20 protein-coding genes are annotated in these 22,682 nt (G+C 58.0%); 11 read left to right on the forward strand and 9 right to left on the reverse strand.

The features are described 5' to 3' along the window. Nucleotides 1-90 precede the first annotated feature (90 nt). From PY793_RS01725 to PY793_RS01760, 8 genes are all read left to right on the forward strand, one after another. Entirely contained in the window at nt 91-546 is a 456-nt protein-coding gene (locus tag PY793_RS01725; RefSeq protein WP_275176389.1) for a GatB/YqeY domain-containing protein, read from the forward strand. 23 nt (nt 547-569) lie between these two features. Beyond that, nucleotides 570-2,399 (forward strand): DNA primase, encoded by a 1,830-nt coding sequence (gene dnaG / locus PY793_RS01730; protein WP_275176390.1) that lies wholly within the window; start codon nt 570-572, stop codon nt 2,397-2,399. Nucleotides 2,400-2,554: 155 nt separating this feature from the next. Then, a complete protein-coding gene (gene rpoD, locus PY793_RS01735) occupies nt 2,555-4,534 on the forward strand; it encodes an RNA polymerase sigma factor RpoD (RefSeq protein WP_275176391.1) in 1,980 nt (659 codons plus the stop codon). Further along, nucleotides 4,524-5,102 (forward strand): GNAT family N-acetyltransferase, encoded by a 579-nt coding sequence (locus PY793_RS01740; protein ID WP_275176392.1) that lies wholly within the window; start codon nt 4,524-4,526, stop codon nt 5,100-5,102. Before rpoD ends, PY793_RS01740 begins: the two co-directional genes overlap by 11 nt. Before the next feature lie 157 nt (nt 5,103-5,259). Then, entirely contained in the window at nt 5,260-5,715 is a 456-nt protein-coding gene (gene rpsF, locus PY793_RS01745; protein WP_275176393.1) for a 30S ribosomal protein S6, read from the forward strand. 5 nt (nt 5,716-5,720) lie between these two features. After that, complete coding sequence (gene rpsR, locus PY793_RS01750) at nt 5,721-5,996, forward strand: 30S ribosomal protein S18 (RefSeq protein ID WP_025827191.1); 276 nt, start codon at nt 5,721-5,723, stop codon at nt 5,994-5,996. Nucleotides 5,997-6,007: 11 nt separating this feature from the next. Beyond that, nucleotides 6,008-6,598: a 50S ribosomal protein L9 gene (gene rplI, locus PY793_RS01755; protein WP_275176394.1), complete on the forward strand. Its 591-nt coding sequence runs from the start codon at nt 6,008-6,010 to the stop codon at nt 6,596-6,598. A gap of 123 nt (nt 6,599-6,721) precedes the next feature. After that, nucleotides 6,722-7,948: a cyclopropane-fatty-acyl-phospholipid synthase gene (locus tag PY793_RS01760; protein ID WP_275176395.1), complete on the forward strand. Its 1,227-nt coding sequence runs from the start codon at nt 6,722-6,724 to the stop codon at nt 7,946-7,948. Here PY793_RS01760 and rsmA read toward each other — a convergent pair. The 6 genes from rsmA to PY793_RS01790 form a co-directional block, all read right to left on the reverse strand. Further along, entirely contained in the window at nt 7,945-8,769 is an 825-nt protein-coding gene (gene rsmA, locus PY793_RS01765; RefSeq protein ID WP_275176680.1) for a 16S rRNA (adenine(1518)-N(6)/adenine(1519)-N(6))-dimethyltransferase RsmA, read from the reverse strand. The genes PY793_RS01760 and rsmA overlap by 4 nt on opposite strands. Before the next feature lie 2 nt (nt 8,770-8,771). Beyond that, nucleotides 8,772-10,139 (reverse strand): peptidylprolyl isomerase, encoded by a 1,368-nt coding sequence (locus tag PY793_RS01770; protein ID WP_275176396.1) that lies wholly within the window; start codon nt 10,137-10,139, stop codon nt 8,772-8,774. 81 nt (nt 10,140-10,220) lie between these two features. Continuing rightward, entirely contained in the window at nt 10,221-12,548 is a 2,328-nt protein-coding gene (locus PY793_RS01775; protein ID WP_275176397.1) for an LPS-assembly protein LptD, read from the reverse strand. Between the two features lie 6 nt (nt 12,549-12,554). Then, a complete protein-coding gene (lptG, locus tag PY793_RS01780; protein ID WP_275176398.1) occupies nt 12,555-13,667 on the reverse strand; it encodes an LPS export ABC transporter permease LptG in 1,113 nt (370 codons plus the stop codon). Between the two features lie 16 nt (nt 13,668-13,683). Continuing rightward, entirely contained in the window at nt 13,684-14,832 is a 1,149-nt protein-coding gene (gene lptF / locus PY793_RS01785) for an LPS export ABC transporter permease LptF (RefSeq protein WP_275176399.1), read from the reverse strand. A 91-nt stretch (nt 14,833-14,923) separates the two neighbouring features. Next, nucleotides 14,924-16,633 carry a porin gene (locus PY793_RS01790; RefSeq protein WP_275176400.1) on the reverse strand — a complete coding sequence of 570 codons (1,710 nt, stop codon included), beginning with the start codon at nt 16,631-16,633 and terminating at the stop codon, nt 14,924-14,926. Between the two features lie 587 nt (nt 16,634-17,220). On the opposite strand from PY793_RS01790, the gene PY793_RS01795 reads away from it, so the two are divergent. Both PY793_RS01795 and PY793_RS01800 read left to right on the forward strand, forming a co-directional pair. After that, on the forward strand, nt 17,221-19,047 hold the full coding sequence (locus tag PY793_RS01795) for an ABC transporter ATP-binding protein (protein ID WP_275176401.1): 1,827 nt from the start codon (nt 17,221-17,223) through the stop codon (nt 19,045-19,047). Further along, a complete protein-coding gene (locus tag PY793_RS01800) occupies nt 19,044-19,736 on the forward strand; it encodes a GntR family transcriptional regulator (protein WP_275176402.1) in 693 nt (230 codons plus the stop codon). The genes PY793_RS01795 and PY793_RS01800 overlap by 4 nt, the downstream gene beginning before the upstream one ends. 135 nt (nt 19,737-19,871) lie before the next feature. Here the strand turns inward: PY793_RS01800 and minE are convergent, their stop codons facing one another. The 3 genes from minE to minC all read right to left on the reverse strand — a co-directional run bounded on the left by minE (nt 19,872) and on the right by minC (nt 21,813). Next, a complete protein-coding gene (gene minE / locus PY793_RS01805) occupies nt 19,872-20,156 on the reverse strand; it encodes a cell division topological specificity factor MinE (RefSeq protein WP_275176403.1) in 285 nt (94 codons plus the stop codon). Then, entirely contained in the window at nt 20,153-20,968 is an 816-nt protein-coding gene (gene minD / locus PY793_RS01810) for a septum site-determining protein MinD (RefSeq protein ID WP_275176404.1), read from the reverse strand. Before minD ends, minE begins: the two co-directional genes overlap by 4 nt. Before the next feature lie 149 nt (nt 20,969-21,117). Further along, the gene (minC, locus tag PY793_RS01815) at nt 21,118-21,813 is read right to left on the reverse strand and encodes a septum site-determining protein MinC (RefSeq protein ID WP_275176405.1); all 696 of its coding nucleotides are present in this window, start codon (nt 21,811-21,813) and stop codon (nt 21,118-21,120) included. A gap of 185 nt (nt 21,814-21,998) precedes the next feature. On the opposite strand from minC, the gene PY793_RS01820 reads away from it, so the two are divergent. Further along, entirely contained in the window at nt 21,999-22,667 is a 669-nt protein-coding gene (locus PY793_RS01820) for a glutathione S-transferase family protein (protein ID WP_275176406.1), read from the forward strand. The last annotated feature ends 15 nt before the right edge of the window (nt 22,668-22,682 follow it).

The following is a 22,682-nucleotide window of genomic DNA, read 5'->3' on the forward strand; positions in this document are numbered from 1 at the left end:
AGTTGGGAAGTTTTTTCCCGTAAAGCTTTTTTCCGTACCGGGTGATATGGTGCGGGGCGATTATAAATCCATATGGAGCGTAGAAGAAGCATGACCCTTCGTGAAAGCCTGATGGCAGACCTGAAAACCGCAATGAAGGCAGGCGAAAGCGCGCGCGTTGCAACCATTCGCATGGTTACGGCCAAGCTCAAGGATGTGGAAATTGCAGGCCGTGCAAAAGGGCAGGAAGGGCTGAGCGAGGAAGAAGGTATTTCCGCCCTGCGCGGTATGATCAAGTCCCGCACGGAATCCGCCACCCTGTACCGGGAGGCCGCACGCCCAGAACTGGCAGATAAGGAAGAGGCTGAAATTGCCGTAATCCGTGGCTATCTGCCGCCTGAACTGGATGATGCAACCCTGAATGCCGCTGTGGCCGAGGCTGTTGCTTCCACCGGTGCTGCGTCCATGAAGGATATGGGCAAGGTCATGGGTGTGCTCAAAGGCCGGTTTGGCGCTGCTCTGGATATGAGTCGCGCAAGTGCGGCCGTAAAGGCGCTGCTGGGTTAAGGTACGGAGCAGCATAGGCACCCATGGCCATTGATTCCAACTTTCTGGATGAACTGCGTGCCCGTACGCCCATAAGCTCCGTGATCGGGCGCAGGGTCAAACTCGCGCGTTCGGGACGGAACTGGAAGGGGTGCTGCCCCTTCCACGGGGAGAAAACCCCCTCATTTTATGTATACGATGACCACTTCCATTGCTTTGGCTGTGGTGTGCATGGGGATGTTATCTCCTTTGTCATGCAGATGGAGGGCAAGAACTTCCCCGAGGCGGTGGAGGAGCTGTCCGCCGCCGCAGGGATGGAAGTGCCAAAGGACACTCGCGCTACGCGTGAGGAGGTGGCCCATGTCCGCTCGCTCGAAGATGTGCTGGAGGCTGCGCAGGCCGTATGGTCCGCCGCCCTGTACAGGCCCGAGGGGCGCGCAGGGCTGGACTACCTGCTCGGGCGTGGCCTGACGCGTGAAACCATAACGGCTTTTGGGCTGGGCTGGGCCAGTGCGGGACGTGGGAATCTGGTGGAAGCGCTTGCTCCGCAGGGCATAACGCCCGAACAGATGGCTCAGGCCGGGCTGATGCGGGTGGATGAAGATGGCAGGCCAAAGGGCGAGCTGTTCTGGGGGCGCGTGACATTCCCCATCCGCGACCGTAAGGGGCGGCTGGTCTCCTTCGGGGGGCGTATTCTGGGGGATGGACAGCCCAAATACCTGAACGGGCCGGAAACCCCGCTTTTTTCCAAGCGCAGGCTGCTGTTCGGGCTCGATCGCGCCCGGGCCGCGGTGCGTGCGCCAAGACCAAAGGGCGTTGTGGCCCCGGACCTGATTGTGGTGGAAGGGTATATGGATGTCATAGCCCTGCATCAGGCAGGATTTACGGGGGCTGTGGCTCCTCTGGGCACAGCCCTGACACCTGAGCAGATGGAAGTGCTGTGGCAGGTCGATCGTGCCCCCATATTGTGTTTTGATGGTGATGGCGCGGGCAGGCGGGCCGCTGTAAAGGCGGCGGAAACAGGCTTGCCCCTGCTTGCCCCCGACCACACGCTGCGCATCTGCCTGCTGCCCGACGGAGAGGACCCCGATAGTCTGGTCCGCCAGCGTGGCGCTGCCTTTGTGGCGGAATTTTTTGCCGGGGCTTCTCCCTTGTCCAGTGTGCTGTTTGATCTGCTGGCGGCCGGGATTGCCAATCCGGGGCCGGAGGAGCGCGCCGCGCTGCGGCGCAGGCTGGGTGATGTTGCCGCCCTTATACCGGACAAGGCTCTGGCCTCGGAATACCGCGCTACATTGCTGGACCGGTTTTTTGCAACCTTCCGTCAGCAGGGGCGGGGGAAGCCCGGAGGAGGAAGGTCCGCTTTTGCTGCCCCCGGTGCCGTGCAGGATTCGCACACGGTTAATCTGGATCAGGCGCAGGAGTTGCAGCGCCTGATGCTGCTGTTGCTGGTGGAGCACCCGCAACTGGTGGCGGAAATGGAAGAAGCCTTGTGCCGCCTTGACTTACCAGTAGATTTTGCGCCATTGCGTGGTGTGCTGCTGGATCTGTCGGCTGATGGTTGTCTGCCCCAAACGGAGGACGATCTGCGGGCGTGGCTGAAGGCGCATGGGCAGGAGGCCGCTCTGACACCGCTCACGCGTGTTGATGGCGCGGGCCTGAGCCATGGGGATGTGGAGATTGTAGCTGCCAGAACACGATGGTGGCATTTTTACGGCTTGTTGTACCGTGACCATTTCATACGTGAGGTTATGGACGACGCGGCCCGTTTTTGTTTGGAAAAAACGGGAGATACCAGCCAATGGCAGAGATTGCAGGCGCGGCTGGAGGCCATGGAGCGCCTGCGTCGTGGTGGACTGGATGAGGCCGATATCTGAGCAGAGGCTGAATGTTCCTGAGGGTGTTCCTCTTGACTTCGCGCTCAGTATATCCCACGTCCTGCCCGCCCCGAATAACGTGAACAGTGTAGTGTGGTAAACTGGTCGATCTGTATTCTGTCGGGGATACAGATGGGGGGAGGAGCAGGTCTGGCATGGCGACAAAAACGGCATCAACGAACGCAGCGCAGGAACAGGACGGTGATTCCAGCCTGTTGGATACACAGTCATCCGCGGTCAAAAAGCTGATCGCAAAAGGGCGCGAGCGGGGATGCATCACGTTTGATGAGCTGAATGCCGTTCTGCCGCAGGATAAAATGTCCTCCGAACAGATCGAGGACATTATGGCCGTCCTGTCCGAAATGGGCATTCAGGTGGTCGAAAGCGAAGAGAGCGAAGAAGGCGACGCCCAGAAGCCTGCCGAAGACGATGAAGAATCGGATGAGGAAGAGCCCGAAGCCGAGGCGGATGCAGAAGGCCCGGCCGCAGGGAATGTGAACGAAAGCGCAGGCCGCACGGATGATCCCGTCCGGATGTACCTGCGCGAGATGGGTACGGTCGAACTGCTCTCCCGCGAAGGCGAAATCGCCATTGCAAAACGGATCGAAGCAGGCCGTGATGAGATGATCGGCGGTCTGTGCGAAAGCCCGCTGACCTTCCGCGCCATTATCTCCTGGCACGAAAAAATCCTGAGCAATGAAATGCTGCTGCGTGACATTGTGGACCTTGAGGCCATGCAGAGCGGCGGCCCGATGGAAGAAGGGGCGGAGGGGGCTGAAGGCGAAGCCTTTGCCGAATCCGAAACAGAAGAGACCGAAGAGGCAGATAGCGAATCCGAAGGCGACATCGAGGGTGAAGGCAGCGGCCTGTCGCTTTCCGCGCTGGAAGAAAAACTCAAGCCTGAAATTCTGGCCCATTTTGCTGAAATCGAACCCCTGTATGAAGCCCTGCGCAAATTGCAGGTTCATCGGATTGAAGCCCTGACATCCGGTGAGGATGTGGATGATGCGTTCGAGGACAATTATATCGCATTGCGCGACCAGCTGGTCAGCAAAGTTGAGCAGGTTCATCTGCACAACAACCGGATCGAAGATCTGGTGGCCCAGCTCAAGCAGATGTTCCAGCGCCTGAACGTGCTGGAAGGGCGCATGCTGCGTCTGGCCGAAAGCTGCCGTGTCTCCCGCGATGACTTCTTGATAAAATACCGTGGCCGCGAGCTGGACCCGGGCTGGATGGACATGGCAGCGGCCCTGCCGGGCCGGTCATGGAAGAACTTTGTGGCCAAGCACGCGCCAGCGGTTGTTGATCTGCGGAACAGCGTGGCAGGTCTGGCGCAGGAAACCGGCCTGCCGATTGGTGAGTTCCGGCGCGTATACGCAACGGTCGCCCGTGGCGAGCGGGATTCCGCACGTGCCAAAAAGGAAATGATCGAGGCCAACCTGCGGCTGGTTATTTCCATTGCCAAAAAATACACCAATCGTGGTCTTCAGTTCCTTGACCTGATTCAGGAAGGCAATATCGGCCTGATGAAGGCGGTAGACAAATTCGAATACCGCCGTGGGTACAAGTTTTCCACCTATGCTACGTGGTGGATCAGGCAGGCGATTACCCGCTCCATTGCGGATCAGGCGCGGACCATCCGTATTCCTGTGCATATGATCGAGACCATCAACAAGCTGGTGCGTACCTCGCGCCAGATGCTGCATGAAATCGGACGTGAACCCGCACCGGAAGAGCTGGCCGAAAAGCTTGGCATGCCGCTGGAAAAAGTGCGCAAGGTGCTCAAAATCGCCAAGGAGCCAATCTCCCTCGAAACTCCGATCGGGGATGAGGAAGACAGCCACCTTGGGGACTTTATCGAAGATAAATCGGCTGTTATTCCGCTAGACGCGGCCATCCAGACCAACCTGCGCGAGGCAACAACCCGCGTTCTGGCCTCCCTTACCCCGCGTGAAGAGCGTGTGTTGCGCATGCGCTTTGGTATTGGCATGAACACCGACCATACGCTTGAAGAGGTGGGTCAGCAGTTTAACGTGACCCGTGAGCGTATTCGCCAGATCGAGGCCAAGGCGCTGCGTAAGCTCAAGCACCCCAGCCGGAGCCGCAAGCTGCGTTCCTTCCTGGATGATAACTGATCTGGGGTTTGTGGAACCGGTCACGCGCATGCAGGTGCAGGTCACCTTCATGCGTATGGACCGGCCCCCGGTAACACCTGCTCTGGTCTTGCCGCCGGGCTGGGTGCTTGAAGATGACGTGCGCCTGTCCTTGCCCCAGTACCGTACCCTGCATTTTGGTGTGGGGCGAAACTGCTGCTGGTGGATGCGACAGGTTCTGTCGGACAAGGCACTGGCCCATCTGCTGGGTACAGCCCCCATAAAAGTTGGCCTGCTGCGTGAGCATGAGCATATCCGCGGTTTTTATGAACTCAATCTGGGTGACCCGCAGAATATCAATCTGGCTTATTTCGGGCTTCTGCCTGAAGCCATAGGGCAGGGCGTTGGCCGCGCTTTTCTGGATGGGGTTCTGCGCTGGGCATGGGCTTATGGTCCGCAGAGTGTGCGGGTCAACACCTGCACGGCAGATCATCCCCGCGCCCTGCCGCTATACAGGCAGATGGGGTTTGAGGTGATCCGGCGCGTGGATGAGGAATGGGATGTGCCAGACCGCCTCGGGCTGGATATTCCTGTGCATCTGCGCTGCTAAATATCTTGCATTTTCGGACTGGGTGTGGTTGACATTCCCTTTCCCTGCCGGGCTCAGGCATTGGTCCGGCTATACCCTCGCTTTCTGGCCTGTCCAGAAGCACCGTTGCTGAAAGGGTTCGGCGCGGGTGGGTTGATTGTATCCGAAGGGAGCAAACATGCCACTTTACGAAAGCGTGCTTATTGCACGTAACGATATTTCTCAGCAGCAGGTGGACGCTATTCTGGACGGCATTGCCGCTCAGATCGAAGCAGACGGCGGTGCCGTTCGCAAGCGTGAATACTGGGGCCTGCGCAGCCTTGCATACCGCATCAAAAAGAACCGCAAGGGCCATTACGCTCTTCTGGGTCTGGAAGTGCGCTCCGAGCTGCTCAAGGAAATTGAACGCCAGCTGTCCCTCAATGAAGACATCCTGCGTCTGCTGACGCTGCGGGTGGATGAAATTGACGAAGCACCGTCCCCCGTTCTGTCCCGCAAGGGCGAAGACCGTGGCGAACGCGGCAGCTTCCGTGGTGGCGCCAAGCCAGCCGGTGGTCGTTTTGAAAGCGGTCGTGGTGGCCGTCGCGGTGGCGACGACCGGATTGCTGACCAGCCAGATAACGCAGCGGAGTAATTCAGATGTCTGAAACCACAGAAATCAATCCCGCCGCCCGTCGTCCGGCTGTTGGCGCGCGCCGTCCGTTCTACCGTCGTCGCAAGTCCTGCCCGTTCTCCGGCCCCAACGCGCCGAAGATCGACTACAAGGACGTGCGTCTGCTCAGCCGCTTCCTTTCCGAACGTGGAAAGATCGTGCCGAGCCGCATTACGGCGGTTTCCGCAAAAAAGCAGCGTGAACTGGCACAGGCTATCAAGCGTGCCCGCTTCCTGGCTCTGCTTCCTTACGTTGTAAGCTGAGGGGAACAACCATGGCTGCTACAGAAGTAATCCTGCTCCAGCGCGTAGCGCATCTGGGGCAGATGGGTGATGCGGTAAAGGTTCGTCCGGGTTATGCCCGTAACTACCTGCTGCCGCAGGGCATGGCCATTCGTGCAAACGAAGCCAACCGTGCCCGTTTTGATCGTGAACGTGCACAGCTTGAAGCACAGAACATCAAAAACCGCGAAGAAGCAGAGCGTCTGTCCGAACGGATGGAAGGTCTGGCGGTTGTTCTGATCCGTCAGGCCGGTGACAGCGGCAGCCTGTATGGCTCCGTGAGCACCCGCGACGTGGCACAGTCCGTGACGGAAGCTGGTTTTACCATTTCCCGCCAGCAGGTCTCCCTTGCGCATCCCATCAAGTCCCTTGGGCTTTATGGGGTCAAGGTTGCCCTGCACCCGGAAGTTGTTGTGTCGGTTATCGTTAACGTTGCCCGTTCGCAGGAAGAAGCTGAACGTCAGGCACGTGGCGAAGCGACCTCTGTGGAAGAAGAAGCCACTCTGGCTGGTGACGAAGCCTTTGTTGAAGGTGAAATCGTTGCTGACGCAGAAGAAGTTGAAGCTCAGGACGCAACGGCCTGATTTTTCGCTTTTGCGAGAGTGTGAAAGAAGGATCGGCTTAGGCCGGTCCTTTTTTTTTGTCGGTTTGTCGGTTTCGTTCTATGTATTTGCTTAATATTTTTTTAAGCATAGGAAAACGTGAGCATGAAGCGCGTTCTGGGGCCGATTTTGCGGCATTTTGTGGAATCTGGCTCCCTGCGCGTGTTGTGGCCAGATGGAACCACCAATGTTTACCAAGGGGCAAAACCCGGCCCGCAGGCAGGCGTGCATTTGAAAAATGCAGCGGCGGTTAAATCCCTTGTGCTCAACCCCGGTCTGGCATTTGGTGAAGCCTATATGGATGGCTTTATGGAGCCGCTGGACTGCACCCTGTATGACCTGCTGCACCTGCTGATGCTGAATGCCATGAACCCATCAGGGCATCTTGCCGAGCAGCTTTCCTCAGCATTGCGCTACGTGCGGCGCGGGTGGATCCAGTTCAATTCCACCACGCGTTCCAGGCAGAATGTGGCTCATCATTATGATCTGGGGAACAGCCTGTATGCGCTGTTTCTGGATAAGGACTGGCAGTATTCCTGCGCTTACTTCCCCACGGGGAAAGAAACGCTGGACGAGGCACAGGAAGCCAAAAAACACCATATTGCCGCCAAGCTCAAACTGGACCGTCCCGGGCTGGAAGTGCTGGATATAGGCTGTGGCTGGGGTGGCATGGCCCTGACACTTGCCAGAGATTACGGTGCCGTTGTTACGGGGATTACCCTTTCGGAAGAGCAACTGGCTTTTGCACGCCAGCGTGCGAAGGATGCAGGGCTTGCAGAGCAGGTGCGCTTTGAACTGCTGGATTACCGGCACCTCAGGCGCAGGTTTGATCGGATTGTCTCGGTTGGCATGTTCGAGCATGTGGGGGTAGGGCACTACAAGGCGTTTTTTGAGACCATCCGTAATGCCCTTACCCCGGATGGTATAGCGCTGATCCACTCCATAGGCCGGAGTGATGAGCCGGGTACGACCAACCCATGGATGAACAAATATATTTTTCCCGGTGGGTATTCGCCTGCGTTGAGCGAGGTTTTTTCTGCCGTGCAGCAGACCGGGCTATGGGTGACGGATTGCGAAATCCTGCGCCTGCATTACGCCAGGACCATTGCCATCTGGCGTGAGCGCTTCGCCCTTCGTCGTGCCGAAGCCGTAGTCCTGTATGACGAACGCTTTGCCAGAATGTTCGAGTTCTATCTGGCCGCGGCCGAGCTTGCCTTCCGCGTGCAGGGGCATATGAACTTCCAGTTGCAGCTTTCCCCTTCCATTAGTGCGGTGCCCTATACCCGTGACTATATGGTGGATGCAGAGCGGAGCAGGACTGGCGCGAACTAACCCAGCGCCAGATGGGCGCGGGCCAGTTGGTCGAACTCTGCAACGCTCAGGGTTTCGGCCCGGCGGGTGCCGTCTATAGTGGTGGCATCCAGAAGTTTGGCGCCATTCAGGCTTTTGAGCGAACCGCGCAGCATTTTGCGCCTTTGGCCAAAAGCTGCGGCAGTAACGCGCTCCATGGCTTTGAACAGGGCGGGAGAAGGTTGCTCGCGGTGGGGCGTAATGCTGGCTACGGCAGACCAGACCGTCGGAGGCGGTGTAAAGGCTCCCGGCGGGAGCGTCATCACTACGGCGCACTTTGCGCACCACTGGCTTAAAACAGCGAGGCGGCCGTAATGTTCGCTATCGGGTGCCGCACAGATACGCTCTGCAACTTCCAGCTGGAACATAAGGGTCAGTCGTTCCCATGCCGTGCCCTGCCGTAACCACCCTATAAGCAGGGGGGTGGCAACATTGTAGGGCAGGTTGGCTACAATCTGCCGGGGAGCAGGGCAAACGCCTGTCAGGTCCTGTTTAAGGGCGTCAGCCTCTATCACGCTCAGGCGACCGGGGTAGAAGCAGGCCAATTCCTGAATGACCGCCACAGCGCGGCTATCCAGTTCCACTGCGGTCACGCTGCTGGCCCCTGCTGCCAGCAGGGAGCGTGTCAGGCCGCCCGGGCCGGGACCAACCTCTACAACATGTTGCCCGTCCAGTGTGCCTGCGAGGGCGGCAATGTGGTCGGTAATACCGGGATCAAGCAAAAAGTGCTGCCCCAGTGCCTTGCGGGCATCCAGCTCATGCCGGCGAATAACGTCGCGCAGGCTTTCCAGTTCGGGAGGCAGGGTTACGCCCCTTTCAGTTTAACGCGCAGGTCGATCATGGCGCGGCGGTGCAGGTCACTATCAAGCTGGCGGGCGGCCTGTTCCACGCGTTCGTTCATCAACTGATCGGCAATTTCGCTTGGGGAGCGGTTGGAAAAATTCTTTTCCGTTTTGGAGCAGACCATCAGCAGGTCAATCCCGTCGCGTGAGACCATGGGGCGCGAGGCCTGACCATTCGGAAGGCCTGCCAGCACAGACTGCATCTGCGGGTTCAGGCGTTCAAGTGGTAGTTCACCGGGGTTGCTGGGGCGTTTTTCCCCTTCGTTCCTGTTGGCGGCTTCCATTTCCGGACAGCTATGGGTTGTCTGGGCAATGTGTACGGCCTTCTGGAGCGCGGCCTCCTGCTGGGGGGTGATATGCTGGGGGTCGAGTGGTGTGTCAAACGCCACAAAAACCTGGCGAATGTCGACCATATGCCCGATTTCTTTCCCCACGACCCGCTTGCCGTTCAATGTGACAATTAAGAACCCGCCGGGCACGGTAATGGGGTTGGAAACAGCGCCGATGCCCACAGGCATCTGCCGGACAATATCGACCACGCTGGGGTCCAGTTCGTCTTCCTGCACCCAGCCCATGGAGCCTCCATCAAGCGCTGTCTGGCTTTGGGAAAACTGGGCTGCAACAATGGGGAACGGAGCGCCTTTATGCAGTTCCTCAATAACCGTATTGGTAAAGGCGAGTTCTTCCTCCGCATGACGGGGGTCGTCTACCTTGACAAAAATTTCGCTGATTTCGTATTCGGTCCGGCCTTCTTCACGCTTTAGGGCGGCCTGACGCTGGGCAATATCGCCTGCGGACACGCGTGAGCGTGGCCCAAGTTCCTGCCGCAGAACCTGAATCCAGCCAATCTGTACGCGCAACTGGTCGATCAGCGTGGTCAGGGAGACGCCATCCTGCGCAAGATGGTTGCGCAAGGTGCCTGCGGGCATGCCATTGCGTTTTTCAATGTTGGCAATGGCTGCGGCAATCTGTTCAGGAGCAATATTGATATGGCGGCTCAGGATTTCCTGCGTGCGCAGCTTTTCATCAATCATCTGACGGATAATCTGTGGGCGCAGACGGGCCATCAGGTCATCGGATACAGGCAGGCCGGTGGAGAGGGCAAACAGTTTGCCGCGGTTGTCCACGTCTCTCTTGGTTAAGGGAATGCTGTTGATAACCGCAACGATCATGTCATCCGGTTCAGGCTGGGCCCCCGCAGCAGGCGCCTGCGCGGCTTTGGAGGCAGAGGTGCGATGGTGGGTGGCCGCCGCATGGGAAGCCGTCGCACAGACCGGAAGAGCCAGCGCGGTAAGAGAACAACAAGCCAGTGTTAAGGAGCGCAGACGCATACGGAACGGTCTTTCAGCTTTCTGCCATATCAGAACGATCTGTCTGTGATACCGGAGATAGCACTATTTTTGAAGCGGTTCTTACTTGAGGCCGAAAGCCCCCAGAGTTTTAAGGCTTATTGTGATCAGATAGGTCGAGTTACGCTGCTGGCCACCGATGGTGGTGTATTGCTTCAGATACATGAAGTCGACCGCGAAGCAATCATTATCATACCCGATATCCCCGCCAAGGGAGACGAAGTTCTTGCGTGAAAGACTACGCCGGGAAAAGCCCGAAGCATGCCAGTTCCGCCAGTCCACGGACACGCCGCCGCTGAGTTCGCTGGTCTGTGTCGTGTAGAGCTGGTTGGGGGAATAGGCGCGGTAGTTGGTGGCAAAATAGTAGTAAGGTGTAACGGGTTCGTAAATGTAACCACCACGGATGCGAAAGTGCGGCACACCGGCGCTGAAGAGTGCATCGCCAAAGTTGATTTTGGTCTTGTGCGGGTCCAGACGCATGCGGGCCGTAAAGTCAAAATACTGGCTGGGAATAACGCGCGCGCGCGCCACTACGTCCGAAGCATGGTGGTCCAGACCGGAATAGGGGATCATGTCATGCGTAATGTGCTGCTGAAAACTCTCGCCTGCCAGCAGGTCCACAATATGCCCGTCCCATGTCCAGTTGGCATGTACACCCACATTGCCACGTAACCCGCCATCAAGCCTGTCCGTGCCTTGATACCGGTTGAGGGAAAACAGCGTGCTATCGGTAAATTCGTAGCTCATGCTGTCTTCATTGGGGATCATGTCGCTGCCGTTGTTACCGGTATTGGGGGCGTAAATGCCCTGTACAATCGGCTCGATCAGTTGGGTGCCGCGACCGCGTTCAAAAGTGCGCACGAACGGCCAGTTGGTTTTAAGAGCTATGGTTGGCAGGACCTGCCCGGTTACGGAGGTCCGGGACGTATTGTAATAGGCTGGCTGCTGGTACAGCTTGCGGGCGCGATAGACCATTGAATCCAGGCGCAGGGTCAGCAGGAACTGCTGGCCCATTCTGGTGTGGAACGGGCGGTTCCAGTTCAGCTGCAACTCACCGCGCTGGTCGGAAACCCCGTTATCACGCTTAACGTTGAAGTCTGTGGTGTTGACGCTCAGACGACCACCCAGCATATCGGGCTGGCCAGTAAAGCTGTAGGTGTAGCGGGGCAGAACAAGGGGCAGGTCCTTGTTGTGAATGATCCCCTGGTTCAGCCCTTCATAGTACTGCCCGTCCAGACGGGCGTAGGAACCGGTGCCGAACCCTTCCAGATAGGCGTTGGAGCTCAGGGCATCAGCCCCATAGCCCTGCACACGGTAGTCTCGCATGTAGTTGGCGGAGCTGGTGTAGTTAATGTTCGCACCTGCCCGCCAGTATTTGTTGATCGAGAAGTCGCCGTTGATGAACACATGGCCCTGCAGGCCGTGGTTGCCACCACTTTCTTCTTCATTACCGAAGTTGTTCGTATACATTTTGGCTCTGTGCGTATCGTAGGCGATACCGGCACGAATGCTCAACTGGCCAAAGTTCAGGCGGTTGCGGTAAAGGCCGCTCAACTGCGGTCCCGTTTTGGTGGCAAACAGCGCCTGCACGTTCATGTCCGACTGCTGGTTGATCACCCAGTAGTAGGGAATGGTAATATAGGCGCCAAGGTAGCGGTCATGCGGGGTAAGCCCCGGCATAAGAAAACCGCTTCGCCGCTTGGCAGATGGGTCAGTCATGGAAAAATAGGGCAGGTAAATGATCGGGACACCCAGAACATCAAGGTAGGTGTCGCGGAAGTCTATCTTCTGATGTTCAAGGTCCTGTGTCGCGTTAAAGGCGCGGAACTGCCAGAAGGGTGGGCGGGTTTTGTCTTTTTCACAGATTTCGCAGGCTGTGTACACAACGCGGCTCAAGTCGTTGATCTTGCCGCCGGTGCGCCGCATGCCATTGGCCGCCAGTTTGGCATTATCTTGCATGGTGGAGTTCACATGCAGCATGATCCCGTCCTTCATGCCGCCTGTCAGTTCGGCATAATGGGCGTATATGACCGAGCCATCGGGCTGGATGGTGGCAACATTTCCATGCGCGGCCATAAGGCCTGTGTCCCTGTCGTACACGATCTTGTCCGCACGCAGGACGCGGTCACCCTGCCAGACCTGCACATTGCCGGTCCATGTTACGGTGTGTTCGATATCGTTGTAATCAACCTTGTCGGCCTGGAATGTAGCCGGGTCGTCGGGGGATGTCCGCTGCTGGAAGTTGACATGCATGGGCTGGGGTCTGAACTGCGCAAGAGCCGTTTTTGGCTGGCTGATCGCCAGGCACGCGGCAACGCTCCCCAGCGCCGTTGCAGCACTCAGGGTGGAGCGGCGGCGCAGCAGAGCGCAGCAAAAGGGCCGGAGCGCCACGATCAATCAGCCATCCTCCAGATGAAGAAGTAGTGCAACAGCCAGGCAGAGCCCGGCAAGAGTAGGTGCCCATGCAGCCAGAATGGGGGGGAGCGCTCCTGACTTTCCCAACTGCTCAGCGACTTTGGATATGGTGAAAAGCAGAAAACCCGCTGTAACACCAGACCCAACCATTTTGGCAACGCCTCCCCGCCGTGACGGACGCATTGAAAAGCCGGCGGAAACCAGCGCCATGGTGCCCGCCAGTATAGGTAATGCCAGAAGAGACTGAAAATGAATACGGTGGCGTATGGATGAAAAACCTGAATGATCCAGCAAGGTTATAAAGCCCGGCAGCGCCCAGACGGAAAGCGTGTCGGGTGAAGCAAAGCTTTCCTGCACCCGTTCGAGGGTCAGGCTGGTGGGGAGTGTGATCACGCCAACAGGGGTTAGAATGTCGTTGGGTCTGACCGCTGATGCTTCGGTCAGCTCCCACCCTGTATTTTTTAAAGACCCTCTGGGGGATTCGATTCGCATGATCAGCTTGCCTTCATGGTCGAGCCGAAAGACGCTGATATCGCGAATATGCAACTGCCCCTGCGTGACCTGTACATCCCCCGCATGCAGCATGGTGACACCGTGGGGGTCGTATTGCGTGTCTGCCTGCCGTAGCCACAGTGAGCCGCCGGAGAGGCTGAGTGGCCCTCCATCGGAGCGGAGATACTGCTGGTCCAGATCTGCGGCCCGGCGGTACATGATCGAAGAAAAAGGGGAGATGACGCATGTGGCCATAACGCCAAGCAGAAGGGCACAGGCCAGAGGAGCTGCCAGAAACTGCCAGACCGACAGACCAGCCGCGCGCGCGACGATCAGTTCGGATGAGCGGGTCAGTCGCCAGAAACACACAATGCCGCCGAGCAGAATGCCAAATGGCAGAATTTCAATGGCAAAATAGGGTACGTGCAGCCCCGCGATTTCTGTCACGATGTTGGAGGGAACCTCGGGGCGGGAGGAGACCCGGCGGAACAGGTCAATCAGGTCAAACAGGCAGATAATACCCGTTAGCGCTGCAATCATGGTCAGCACCCACAGCAGGAACTGCCGTACAATATAACGCGAGAGGGTGACGGCAACGATCATACGTCCGGGCGTCCTCTCATGCCTGCCGGAGCTGGCGGCGGTTGGCTTTTATTTCCGGCACAAACAGCAGATAGGCACAGATGAGCCCGGGCAGGGTGGCAAAGAACGGAATGAGGGGAATAAGCCGGATGTCGCGCCCAGCCAGATTCTGCAAAAGCATGTTTCCGGCCAGCAGCCCGACAACGCACAGCACCGCCATAAGCGGGCGCGTTATATTGCCATGACGGGAGAATGCTCCCTGAAGCATGGTGAATATGCCGATCATGGCAAAAGAAAAGCAGGTCAGCGGGGAGGCCAGACGTCGCCAGCCCTCAACCTTGAACTTGCCCATATCCCGTGGTGAGACGATGCCGGGATCGGGGGAGAGCAGTTCGGGCAGAGACATCTCGGTTGAATCACGCAGAGTCTGGCTTGATGGTTGTGCGGTAGAAAAATCCATGGTGTCCTGTTCGAAAAACAGCATGTTCAACCGACCGGTTTTACGGTCGAGAACCTGACGGGAGCCATCGTAAAGCACAACGCGCGGCACGTCATTGACCGTGACCATATTGCCGTGGCTGGCCAGAATTATGGCATGGCTGTCGGGTTGCCGGTCATCCTCCACCAGAATACCCCACAGAACACCATTCTGGTCGCGTGAGCGGATATAGACGGTCATGGTGTTTGAGACTTTTGTAAAAACACCATCCTGCAGCATGAAAGCCGCCATCTTGTTCCTGATCTGGAGTTCGTACTGGCGGAACTCATGGTAGGAGGAGGGAACAACCCACACGTTGAGCACGAACACGATCAGGGTGGACAATGCCGCACAGATCAGTCCCGGCCGCGCCAGAGAAAAGGGAGAAAGCCCCGCAGCCTGCATGACCGTAAGCTCACGGTCGCTGGACAGGCGCTGGTAGACAAACAGGCTGACAATAAAGGTGGTGATGGGCATGACCACCGCCGCAAAGGACGGCAGCAAAAGGCTCGTCAGTTCTATGAAAACACGCAGGGACAGGCCCCTGTCCACAACCAGTGGCACAAAATGCAGGGACTGCATGAGCCAGATCAGCGCCACCAGCCCCCCCGTAGTGGCTGCCAGCGCCACCAGCAATTGGCGCAGCACGTAGCGGTCCAGTGTTGGAAAGTAGTGGTGGAACCACAGAAGAAGGGAGCGGGCAGTCATAGTCTCGGTTATCTACCTCCGTGGGAGCAGAGGCAACAGCCGGGACTGTAAATCACTCTATAAATAGAGACTGCAGGACGCCCCAACCTGACTAGAACATCAGCATGACGCCACCCGATGCGGTGTTGTCGCTCTCCTTGCCGCCACCGTGTGCGGAGGAGGAGGTGTGGGAGTATTCGCCGATCACGGTCAGCCAGTCGGTCATCTGGTAATAGGCGGCTCCGACTTCGGACTGGTTGCGGCGCACAAGTCCTGCAGAGCCTGTCTGGCTTTCCAGAGCGGTCCTTTCATCACCTGCCAGATACAGGTTGCTCACACCATAGCTGCCAACCAGACGGAATTTTTTGGTAATATGGTAGACACCCTGCACGTAGTAGCCTTCCGAGTCACGCTTGCGGCCATTGGAGGCAACACCATCGAAGAACAGGCCTGTCGTGCCCAGTCCGCTGCCACGATAGTAGTAGGCAACGCCCTCAAGCGGACCATAGGTGACCTTGGTGCCAATATCGCCTGCTTCCACCATGGCACTGTGGTGCTGGTCGGAACTGAGCAGAGGTGTTTTGCCATCTGCCTGCAGGCTGCTGAGCCCCTGCATGTGCTGGATCAGGAAACTGGCCCAGATGTGGAACTGCACATCGGAGACAGAAAAATCATATACGGCCCGGCCCTGCACCATGGGGGAGGAGTGCTGGGTGGAACCGGCAGAATACTGGCTGGCTGCGGAGCCCACGGTGGGGTTGGTGGCATCGGCGTAGCCGAATTCATCCAGCGGCTGGAAGATACCCACAGACCCCTGAAAACCGCCCAGTTTGGGGGAGGTGTAGGATATCTGGGGAATCCAGTCCGCGTAAACATAACCCACGCCAATACGGCCCAGCGATGTATTGCCGGGGGATGCATTGCTGCCCGTGGAGCCAACACTCAGCAGGGTTGCATCGTTCATGATGGCGTCACTGGCGAACAGGGCCAGATCACGACCGATCTTGACGGTCCCCATGTCCTTGTTGCCGAAGGTCATGTAAACCTGACGAAGGTCGATGCCAGCCGTGCCCAGCCCCACGGGGCTGCCGCCGGAGTTGGCGTTAAACGCGGCGGGTTTGGCGTTGTCCAGCCCCGGATACATGCCCAGAACAGCGGAAATATCCATGCCCTGCTGCACGGTGTTCATCTTGAGAATGAACCCGGCGGGCAGCAGCCCGTTCCTGACAGCAGAGGAATCAAAGCCCGAAGACCCCGAAGAGACACCCCCCGCAACGGGGCGACCACCAGCGGGGCTGTTATAGGAGTAAAAACCGTTCACAAAGCCGGAAAGATTGATGTCTATGGGCCCTGCTTTAAATGTCAGCCCCTTGCCCGGCACGTATTTGGCAACGCGCACAAAATTGCCGCTGTCCAGAGCCTTGGCGGCTTCCTGTGCGGAGCGCGCACTGGCTTCTGCGCGGTTCGCGGCGTCTTCCGCCCGTTGGGACATATCGTTTTCACCCGCGCCGGGGTCAAAGCGGATACCTGGCTCATAGCCCGCCTGCGCACCATGGGTAGCGTGGGCCATGGCCGTGCGGGTGCTGCCCGGGGCCACATGGGCCGGGTGCGCGGCACGGGGTTCGGTCGCAAGAGCGGTATGGCGGACATGCTTGGTCAGAAGAGTGTCATATTCATGCTTGGTCAGGCTGCCCTTGGCGCGCAGCACATCCAGCAGGTCCATGTAGTCATCCGCGCAGGCAGGCGTAGGGAGCATTTGCGGCACCCCGGCAACTGATGCAGCCATGACAGTAGCCAACAGTGCCTTTTTTCGCGATGCCATGAACTGTGTACTCCCCCTGAATTCTCCTGCTCTCTGTGGAAGCCAAGGCTTGCTGTCGTCAATATGTGGATAATGGGCGGCAAGGCTGCACAGGCAATGCGGTTGCCCTCCATTTTTTGGCGTTCTGATCTGTGCGTATCGGGTGATCTGTGGCTCCGGTAAACGCCGGGCCTGCACTGGGTGGCATGAATTCAGTTAAAATAGTGTAATACTTTCAGGGATTTATATAATTTTTAGCATAGATTGGTCTGGAAAAATTCTGTTTGGAGATGACCCGGCTCCAGATGGTCTGAGCCAGAGATTGGGGTGGAAAAGTTGAAAAACAGGTGAGCCAAGGTTGCATCAGGTCCAGATTTATCACGCAATGTTTATCGTTATAACAAGGAGTTCGGGTGCTTTCGGTCGGTTCGGAATCATAACGGGAGGGGCGCAGGCCGTATGTTGGTATGCGTGAAAACCTGTTTGGGATAAGCCTGAAAGACACGTAACGTGGCAGCAATGGTCAACCGCGTCAGGCAGGAGGGGGCTGTTCCGGTCTGGCCGTTGTATCTGACGCATTCTGTCAGGGAAAAAACAGGAGCGTGCTGGTGGACGATAAGAACAACAAGGTCGATGGGGCCAACCCCGCATCCGCCTCTGTGACCGTGCCCGATGAAGCCTTGCCCGCCTATGCGGGCAGGCCGGTAAGCTTTTTGCTGCGCTATATGCGGGCGCGGCCTGTTGGGCATGCTCTGGTATTTGGGGCCGTAGGTGGAGCCATAAGCTGCATTGTGCTCTCCTCCTATGGTATTCGTCATCTGGTGGACCTGATGACCAGCCACTCCGGCGGGGCTGTGGTGTCGGCCGTATGGGCTGCCGTGGGGGTGCTTATCGGGCTGATCGTGGCGGATAATATATGCTGGCGTATTGCAGGCTGGTTTGCCGCCCGGACATTTGTGGCGGTTACGGGCGATATACGTCAGGACCTGTTCCGGTTTTTAACCGGTCATTCTCCAGCCTATTTTGCTGACCGTATGCCCGCATCCCTTGCCGCGCGCATTGCAACGGCGGGGAATGTCAGCTTTACCATCGAGAATATGCTGGCATGGAATGTGCTTCCGCCCAGCCTGAATGTTCTGCTTTCTGTGGTGCTCATGCTTTCGGTCAGCTTGACTATGGGTGGGGCTACGGTTCTGCTGGCTGGCGGGTTGTGCCTGATCATGTTCCGTCTGGCGCTCAGGGGGCGTCGCCTGCATGGGCATTACGCAGTGGCCGCCGCCGGGCTGGAAGGCGAGACGCTGGATGTTATGGGCAATATTGCTCTTGTACGTGCCTTTGGTATGCGCAACCGTGAGCGCCAGCGCTTTAACGCCCTGACCGAGAGGGAAATGGGCGAGCGGCTCAAATCCCTGCGCTACATGGAACAGCTCCGCATGATTCATGCAGGTATGACAGCAGTGCTCACTGCTGGCCTGCTGGTCTGGGCGGTGCTGCTGTGGCAGTGGCAGCAGGCCAGTGTGGGGCAGGTGGTTATGGTGATCACGCTGGGGTTTGCCATTCTGCACGGCACGCGCGACCTGGCTCTGGCGCTGGTGGAAACCATCCAGCACAACGCGCGCCTGTCCGAAGTGCTGTCTTCCCTGCTGGTTCCGCATGACATGCCTGATCCACAGGTTGCCGCCGACCTGCCCAGCCCGGTGCGGGGGGATGTACGCTTTGGCGATGTAACCTTTGCCTACCCCGGAGGGGAGCCGGTTCTTGCACATTTTAACCTGCACATTGCCGCAGGGAGTCGCGTGGGGCTGGTGGGGCGTTCGGGCTCGGGCAAAAGCACCGTGCTGGCCCTGTTGCAGCGCATGCGCTTTGTGCAGTCCGGTTCCATACTGATCGACGGACAGGACATCCGGGACCTGACAGATGACGCCCTGCGGGCCTGCCTGTCCGTTGTGCCGCAGGATGTCTCGCTTCTGCACCGCAGCGTGATGGAGAACATCCGCTACGGTCGGCCAGATGCGAGTGATGAGGCCGTGCGCGCCGCGGCTTCCGCCGCCGGATGCGCCACATTTATTGACGCCCTGCCCGAAGGGTTTGAGACAATGGTGGGGGACCGGGGGGTGAAGCTCTCGGGCGGGCAACGCCAGCGCATTGCCATTGCACGGGCCTTTTTGCGTAATGCGCCTATTCTGATACTGGATGAAGCAACCAGCGCGCTGGATACGGAAAGTGAGGAGCATGTCCAGCAGGCGCTGGACCGGCTCATGCTCGGGCGCACGGTTATTGCCGTGGCGCACCGCTTGTCCACCCTGCGAAACTTTGACAGAATCGTTGTTATGCAGGATGGCAGAATTGCAGAGGACGGCTCTCCTGCGCAACTTGAGCAGCGGAATGGTCTCTACAGTCAGTTTCTGAACAGGCAAATGGCACATGCGCAATGACCTTTAATACCATCACCATACCAGCGCAGGGTGAGAGCAGACCCGAAGGACGGGGCGCTCTGGCGGCGTATGCCTACCAGCAGATCCGTGACCAGTTGATTTATTGCCGGTATCAGGGGGGGGAGCGGCTGGTGCTGCGCCCACTGGCAGCATCGCTCGGCTTGAGCCCGACCCCAGTGCGTGAGGCCCTCCTGCGCCTTGTATCCGAGCAGGCACTGGTGCTGGATGAGCGCAATACGGCCTGTGTGCCGCTGACCTCCCGCCCTGTTTTTCTGGATATTCATGGCGTGCGCGAAGTGCTGGAAGAGCGCGTAACCCGTGACCTTGCAGCCCATATCACGCCCGAACAGATTGCTGTGCTTGAAGAGAAGCATAAAGCATTTATTGCCGCGTATGAGGCGGGCGAGCCGCATGCAACAGCCATAACCAATGTGTATTTTCATAGCACCGGGGCTGGCTTTTCAAGGTTGTCGGTCACTGTGGGGCTGATCCGGGGACTATGGACCCGGATGGGGCCAATTTATGCCGCAGCCAATGGCCTGCCCACCATAAGCCCCGCCAACCCCGACCACCCGCATCTGCAATTGCTTGAGGCGTTCCGGGAGGGGGATGCGGATGCTGCGGTAAAGGCCCTTAAGCGGGACTTCATGCAGGCCAAGGAATGGCTGGAGCCACTTCTGCCCGGCTAGGGCGCTTTTCATGAGCCTGGGTATGAAAAAACGCCCCGTTCGCACCATGCTGGACTATGGTGCGAACGGGGCGTTCATATATCGGCGGCCATAGAAGCCGCGTGGGCCCGTTATGGCGTGGTGTAATCTGTGCTGTCAGTCTTTTTTGGCGTTTTCGGCCCTGTCGGTCAGGCCGGGAACCTCCACATCGATTTCCAGCACCGAGCATTGCGCACCCCGGTCCATTTTAATCTGCACCTTGTCCTGATCGACCGCTATATGCCGTTTGATCACTTCCATGATCTCGCGGTGCAGCTTGGCAAGCAGATCATCCTTGCCATCACCTACAGCGATACGTTCGTGCGCCAGCAAAATCTGTAGCCGGTCGCGCGCAACCGGCGCCGAGGAGCGACGCTTGAAAATGCTGGAGAGGAATGTCATGCGACTCTCCGTTTGAACAGCCAGTCAAACAGACCCTTGCGTTCTGTGGGAATGGTGACTTCCACCTTCTCTCCCATCAGGCGGCGTGCAGCTTCGGTATAAGCACGGGCTGGCGCGCTCTCCGGTTCTGCAATGGTTACGGGCGCGCCCACGTTGGACGCCTTGAGTACGTCCGGGCTTTCGGGAATAATGCCAAGCAGCGGGATGGACAGAATTTCCAGCACATCGTCCGTGCCCAGCATGTCGCCACGGGCGGCGCGCTGCGGATCATAGCGGGTGATCAGGAGGAACTTCTCCATTTTTTCACCCGCTTTGGCTTTTTCCGTCGTGCTGTCCAGCATGCCGATAATGCGGTCACTGTCACGCACGGAGGAGACTTCGGGGTTGGTCACGATCACGGCCATGTCGGCGTGGTGCATGGCCATTTGCGCGCCACGCTCAATCCCTGCCGGGCTGTCACAGATCACCCAGTCAAATTTTTTGCTCAGGTCGGCAATAATCTTGGCTACGCCTTCTGGCGTCAGGGCATCCTTGTCACGCGTCTGGGACGCGGGGAGGAGAGAGAGTGTATCCACCCGCTTGTCCTTGATCAGGGCCTGAGCAAGGTTGGCATCTCCCTGAATCACGTTGATCAGGTCGAATACCACACGGCGCTCGGCCCCCATGACAAGGTCGAGGTTGCGCAGACCAACGTCAAAATCAACCAGAACCACGCTCTGGCCAGCTCTGGCCAATGCTGCTCCAAGAGCTGCGGTGGTGGTGGTCTTGCCGACACCCCCTTTGCCTGACGTGACGACCAGAACCTTTGCCATCAGTCTTCCTCTTCCTTATCCATGCCGGTAAAGGCGCGTGTGTTAGGTCACGGCCCAATCTGGGTGAGACATTACAATCTGTGCGCGAAAATGAAACGTATAATATGACATTAATACGGCTTTTGTAGCATGTTTTATTCAAACCCGTATCAGGGTAGGGGTTTGAATACCAGAGTTTCCCCCGTCAGCATGACCTGTGTGGGTTTGCCGGTGCATTCTGCGTCCATTTCTTCCGCCGTGGCGTAGAATCCGTCTATGGCGACAAGTTCGGCGGCAAGGTTGCGCGTAAAAATCCGGGATTCCGCATTGCCACCAATGCCAGCTATGGCCCGCCCCCGTAATGCTCCATAAATATGTACGGACCCGCCAGCCGTAACTTCTGCTCCTGAGGATACAGCTCCCAGAATAACCACATCCCCATCGGGCCAGATAATATGCTGGCCGGAGCGCACGGTTTCTTCCACCACAAGGGTAGGGGTCAGGGTTGGGGTTTTTTCTCCTTCCGGTATGCTGACCGGGCCGGAGGCGCGGCCACCCATCGGGCTTTCCGGCCATGCCCAGTCGGCTACGGCGGGCCAGGATCTGTCTCCGCCCTCTATACCCAGCACGCGTATGCCGCGCTCTTGCAGGGCAGGCAGAAGATGGGGCAGGTCGGGTGTATCCGCCCGCATGAGGCTGAGGTCCAGAATAACAGGTTTCCCCGCAAAAAAACCCACTGCGCGCTGGATCTGGTGGTCCAGCGCGGCCAGCCAGTCCACCAGCGGTGTTTCCGGCGTAAGGGTCAGGGCCAGAAAGGAACGCCCAGACATACGGATGCGGGAGGAGTTGGGATGTGTGCCGGACAACGAACAGATGCTCTCTCAAAAACAGGAACGCCAGTTAGCGTGTAGAATAACAGGAGTGTATTGCAACAGGGAAGTTTGTGTTGCAGGTCAGTTTCTGCCGCATAAGGGGGTTATGTGGAAATTGATGGGCTTTGCCCGGTTTTCCCTCTGGCGTGGCTGCATGCAATGGCATAAAGCACTATGGTATGCGTACCCTGTTCCATTTCCCTCTTTCTCCCGCCAGCCGCACGGTGCGCCTTGTGCTGGGTGAAAAACGCCTGCCGTTTGAAGCTGTTGTTGAACGCCCATGGGAAAAACGCCCAGAATTTCTGGCGCTCAACCCTGCGGGTGATGTGCCCGTTCTGGTGGAAGATAACGGCTTGATCGTACCCGATGCGTACGTGATCAGCGAATATCTGGAAGAGGCGTATGCCGATACTCCCCTGCTGGGTCGCACACTGGCCGAGCGGGTGGAAGTGCGCCGTGTTGTCGCGTGGTTTGAAACGCTGTTCGCCCGTGAAGTCTCGGGCCGCTTTATTGATGAACGGGTGATGAAGCGTTTGAGCGGGCGTGGTAACCCCGATGGCGGTGCACTGCGCGATGCCTATGCCTCCATGCGCCCGCTCATGAAATACGTGAACGATCTGGCTGAAAACAGGAGCTGGCTAGGGGGGCATTTTTTATCCCTTGCCGATTTTACGGCGGCTGCCCACCTGTCCTGCCTGGATTTTATTGGCGACATAGACTGGGCCAAGGTGCCCGCAGTGCGCGACTGGTACGCCAAGATGAAGTCCCGCCCGTGCTTTCGTCCACTGTTGAACGACCGTGTTTCCGGCATTACGCCGCCTGATTACTATACCAATCTGGATTTCTGATATTTTGACACAAAA

This window comes from Acetobacter fabarum, assembly GCF_029069195.1.
GTDB classification, from domain to species: domain Bacteria; phylum Pseudomonadota; class Alphaproteobacteria; order Acetobacterales; family Acetobacteraceae; genus Acetobacter; species Acetobacter fabarum_A.

What these genes read in the sequence shown, in the direction of transcription:
- PY793_RS01725 (WP_275176389.1), top strand. Translation starts at nt 91, where the DNA reads ATGACCCTTCGTGAAAGCCTGATGGCAGACCTGAAAACCGCAATGAAG.
- dnaG (WP_275176390.1), top strand. Translation starts at nt 570, where the DNA reads ATGGCCATTGATTCCAACTTTCTGGATGAACTGCGTGCCCGTACGCCC.
- rpoD (WP_275176391.1), top strand. Translation starts at nt 2,555, where the DNA reads ATGGCGACAAAAACGGCATCAACGAACGCAGCGCAGGAACAGGACGGT.
- PY793_RS01740 (WP_275176392.1), top strand. Translation starts at nt 4,524, where the DNA reads ATGATAACTGATCTGGGGTTTGTGGAACCGGTCACGCGCATGCAGGTG.
- rpsF (WP_275176393.1), top strand. Translation starts at nt 5,260, where the DNA reads ATGCCACTTTACGAAAGCGTGCTTATTGCACGTAACGATATTTCTCAG.
- rpsR (WP_025827191.1), top strand. Translation starts at nt 5,721, where the DNA reads ATGTCTGAAACCACAGAAATCAATCCCGCCGCCCGTCGTCCGGCTGTT.
- rplI (WP_275176394.1), top strand. Translation starts at nt 6,008, where the DNA reads ATGGCTGCTACAGAAGTAATCCTGCTCCAGCGCGTAGCGCATCTGGGG.
- PY793_RS01760 (WP_275176395.1), top strand. Translation starts at nt 6,722, where the DNA reads ATGAAGCGCGTTCTGGGGCCGATTTTGCGGCATTTTGTGGAATCTGGC.
- PY793_RS01770 (WP_275176396.1), bottom strand. Translation starts at nt 10,139, where the DNA reads ATGCGTCTGCGCTCCTTAACACTGGCTTGTTGTTCTCTTACCGCGCTG.
- lptG (WP_275176398.1), bottom strand. Translation starts at nt 13,667, where the DNA reads ATGATCGTTGCCGTCACCCTCTCGCGTTATATTGTACGGCAGTTCCTG.
- lptF (WP_275176399.1), bottom strand. Translation starts at nt 14,832, where the DNA reads ATGACTGCCCGCTCCCTTCTTCTGTGGTTCCACCACTACTTTCCAACA.
- PY793_RS01790 (WP_275176400.1), bottom strand. Translation starts at nt 16,633, where the DNA reads ATGGCATCGCGAAAAAAGGCACTGTTGGCTACTGTCATGGCTGCATCA.
- PY793_RS01800 (WP_275176402.1), top strand. Translation starts at nt 19,044, where the DNA reads ATGACCTTTAATACCATCACCATACCAGCGCAGGGTGAGAGCAGACCC.
- minE (WP_275176403.1), bottom strand. Translation starts at nt 20,156, where the DNA reads ATGACATTCCTCTCCAGCATTTTCAAGCGTCGCTCCTCGGCGCCGGTT.
- minD (WP_275176404.1), bottom strand. Translation starts at nt 20,968, where the DNA reads ATGGCAAAGGTTCTGGTCGTCACGTCAGGCAAAGGGGGTGTCGGCAAG.
- PY793_RS01820 (WP_275176406.1), top strand. Translation starts at nt 21,999, where the DNA reads ATGCGTACCCTGTTCCATTTCCCTCTTTCTCCCGCCAGCCGCACGGTG.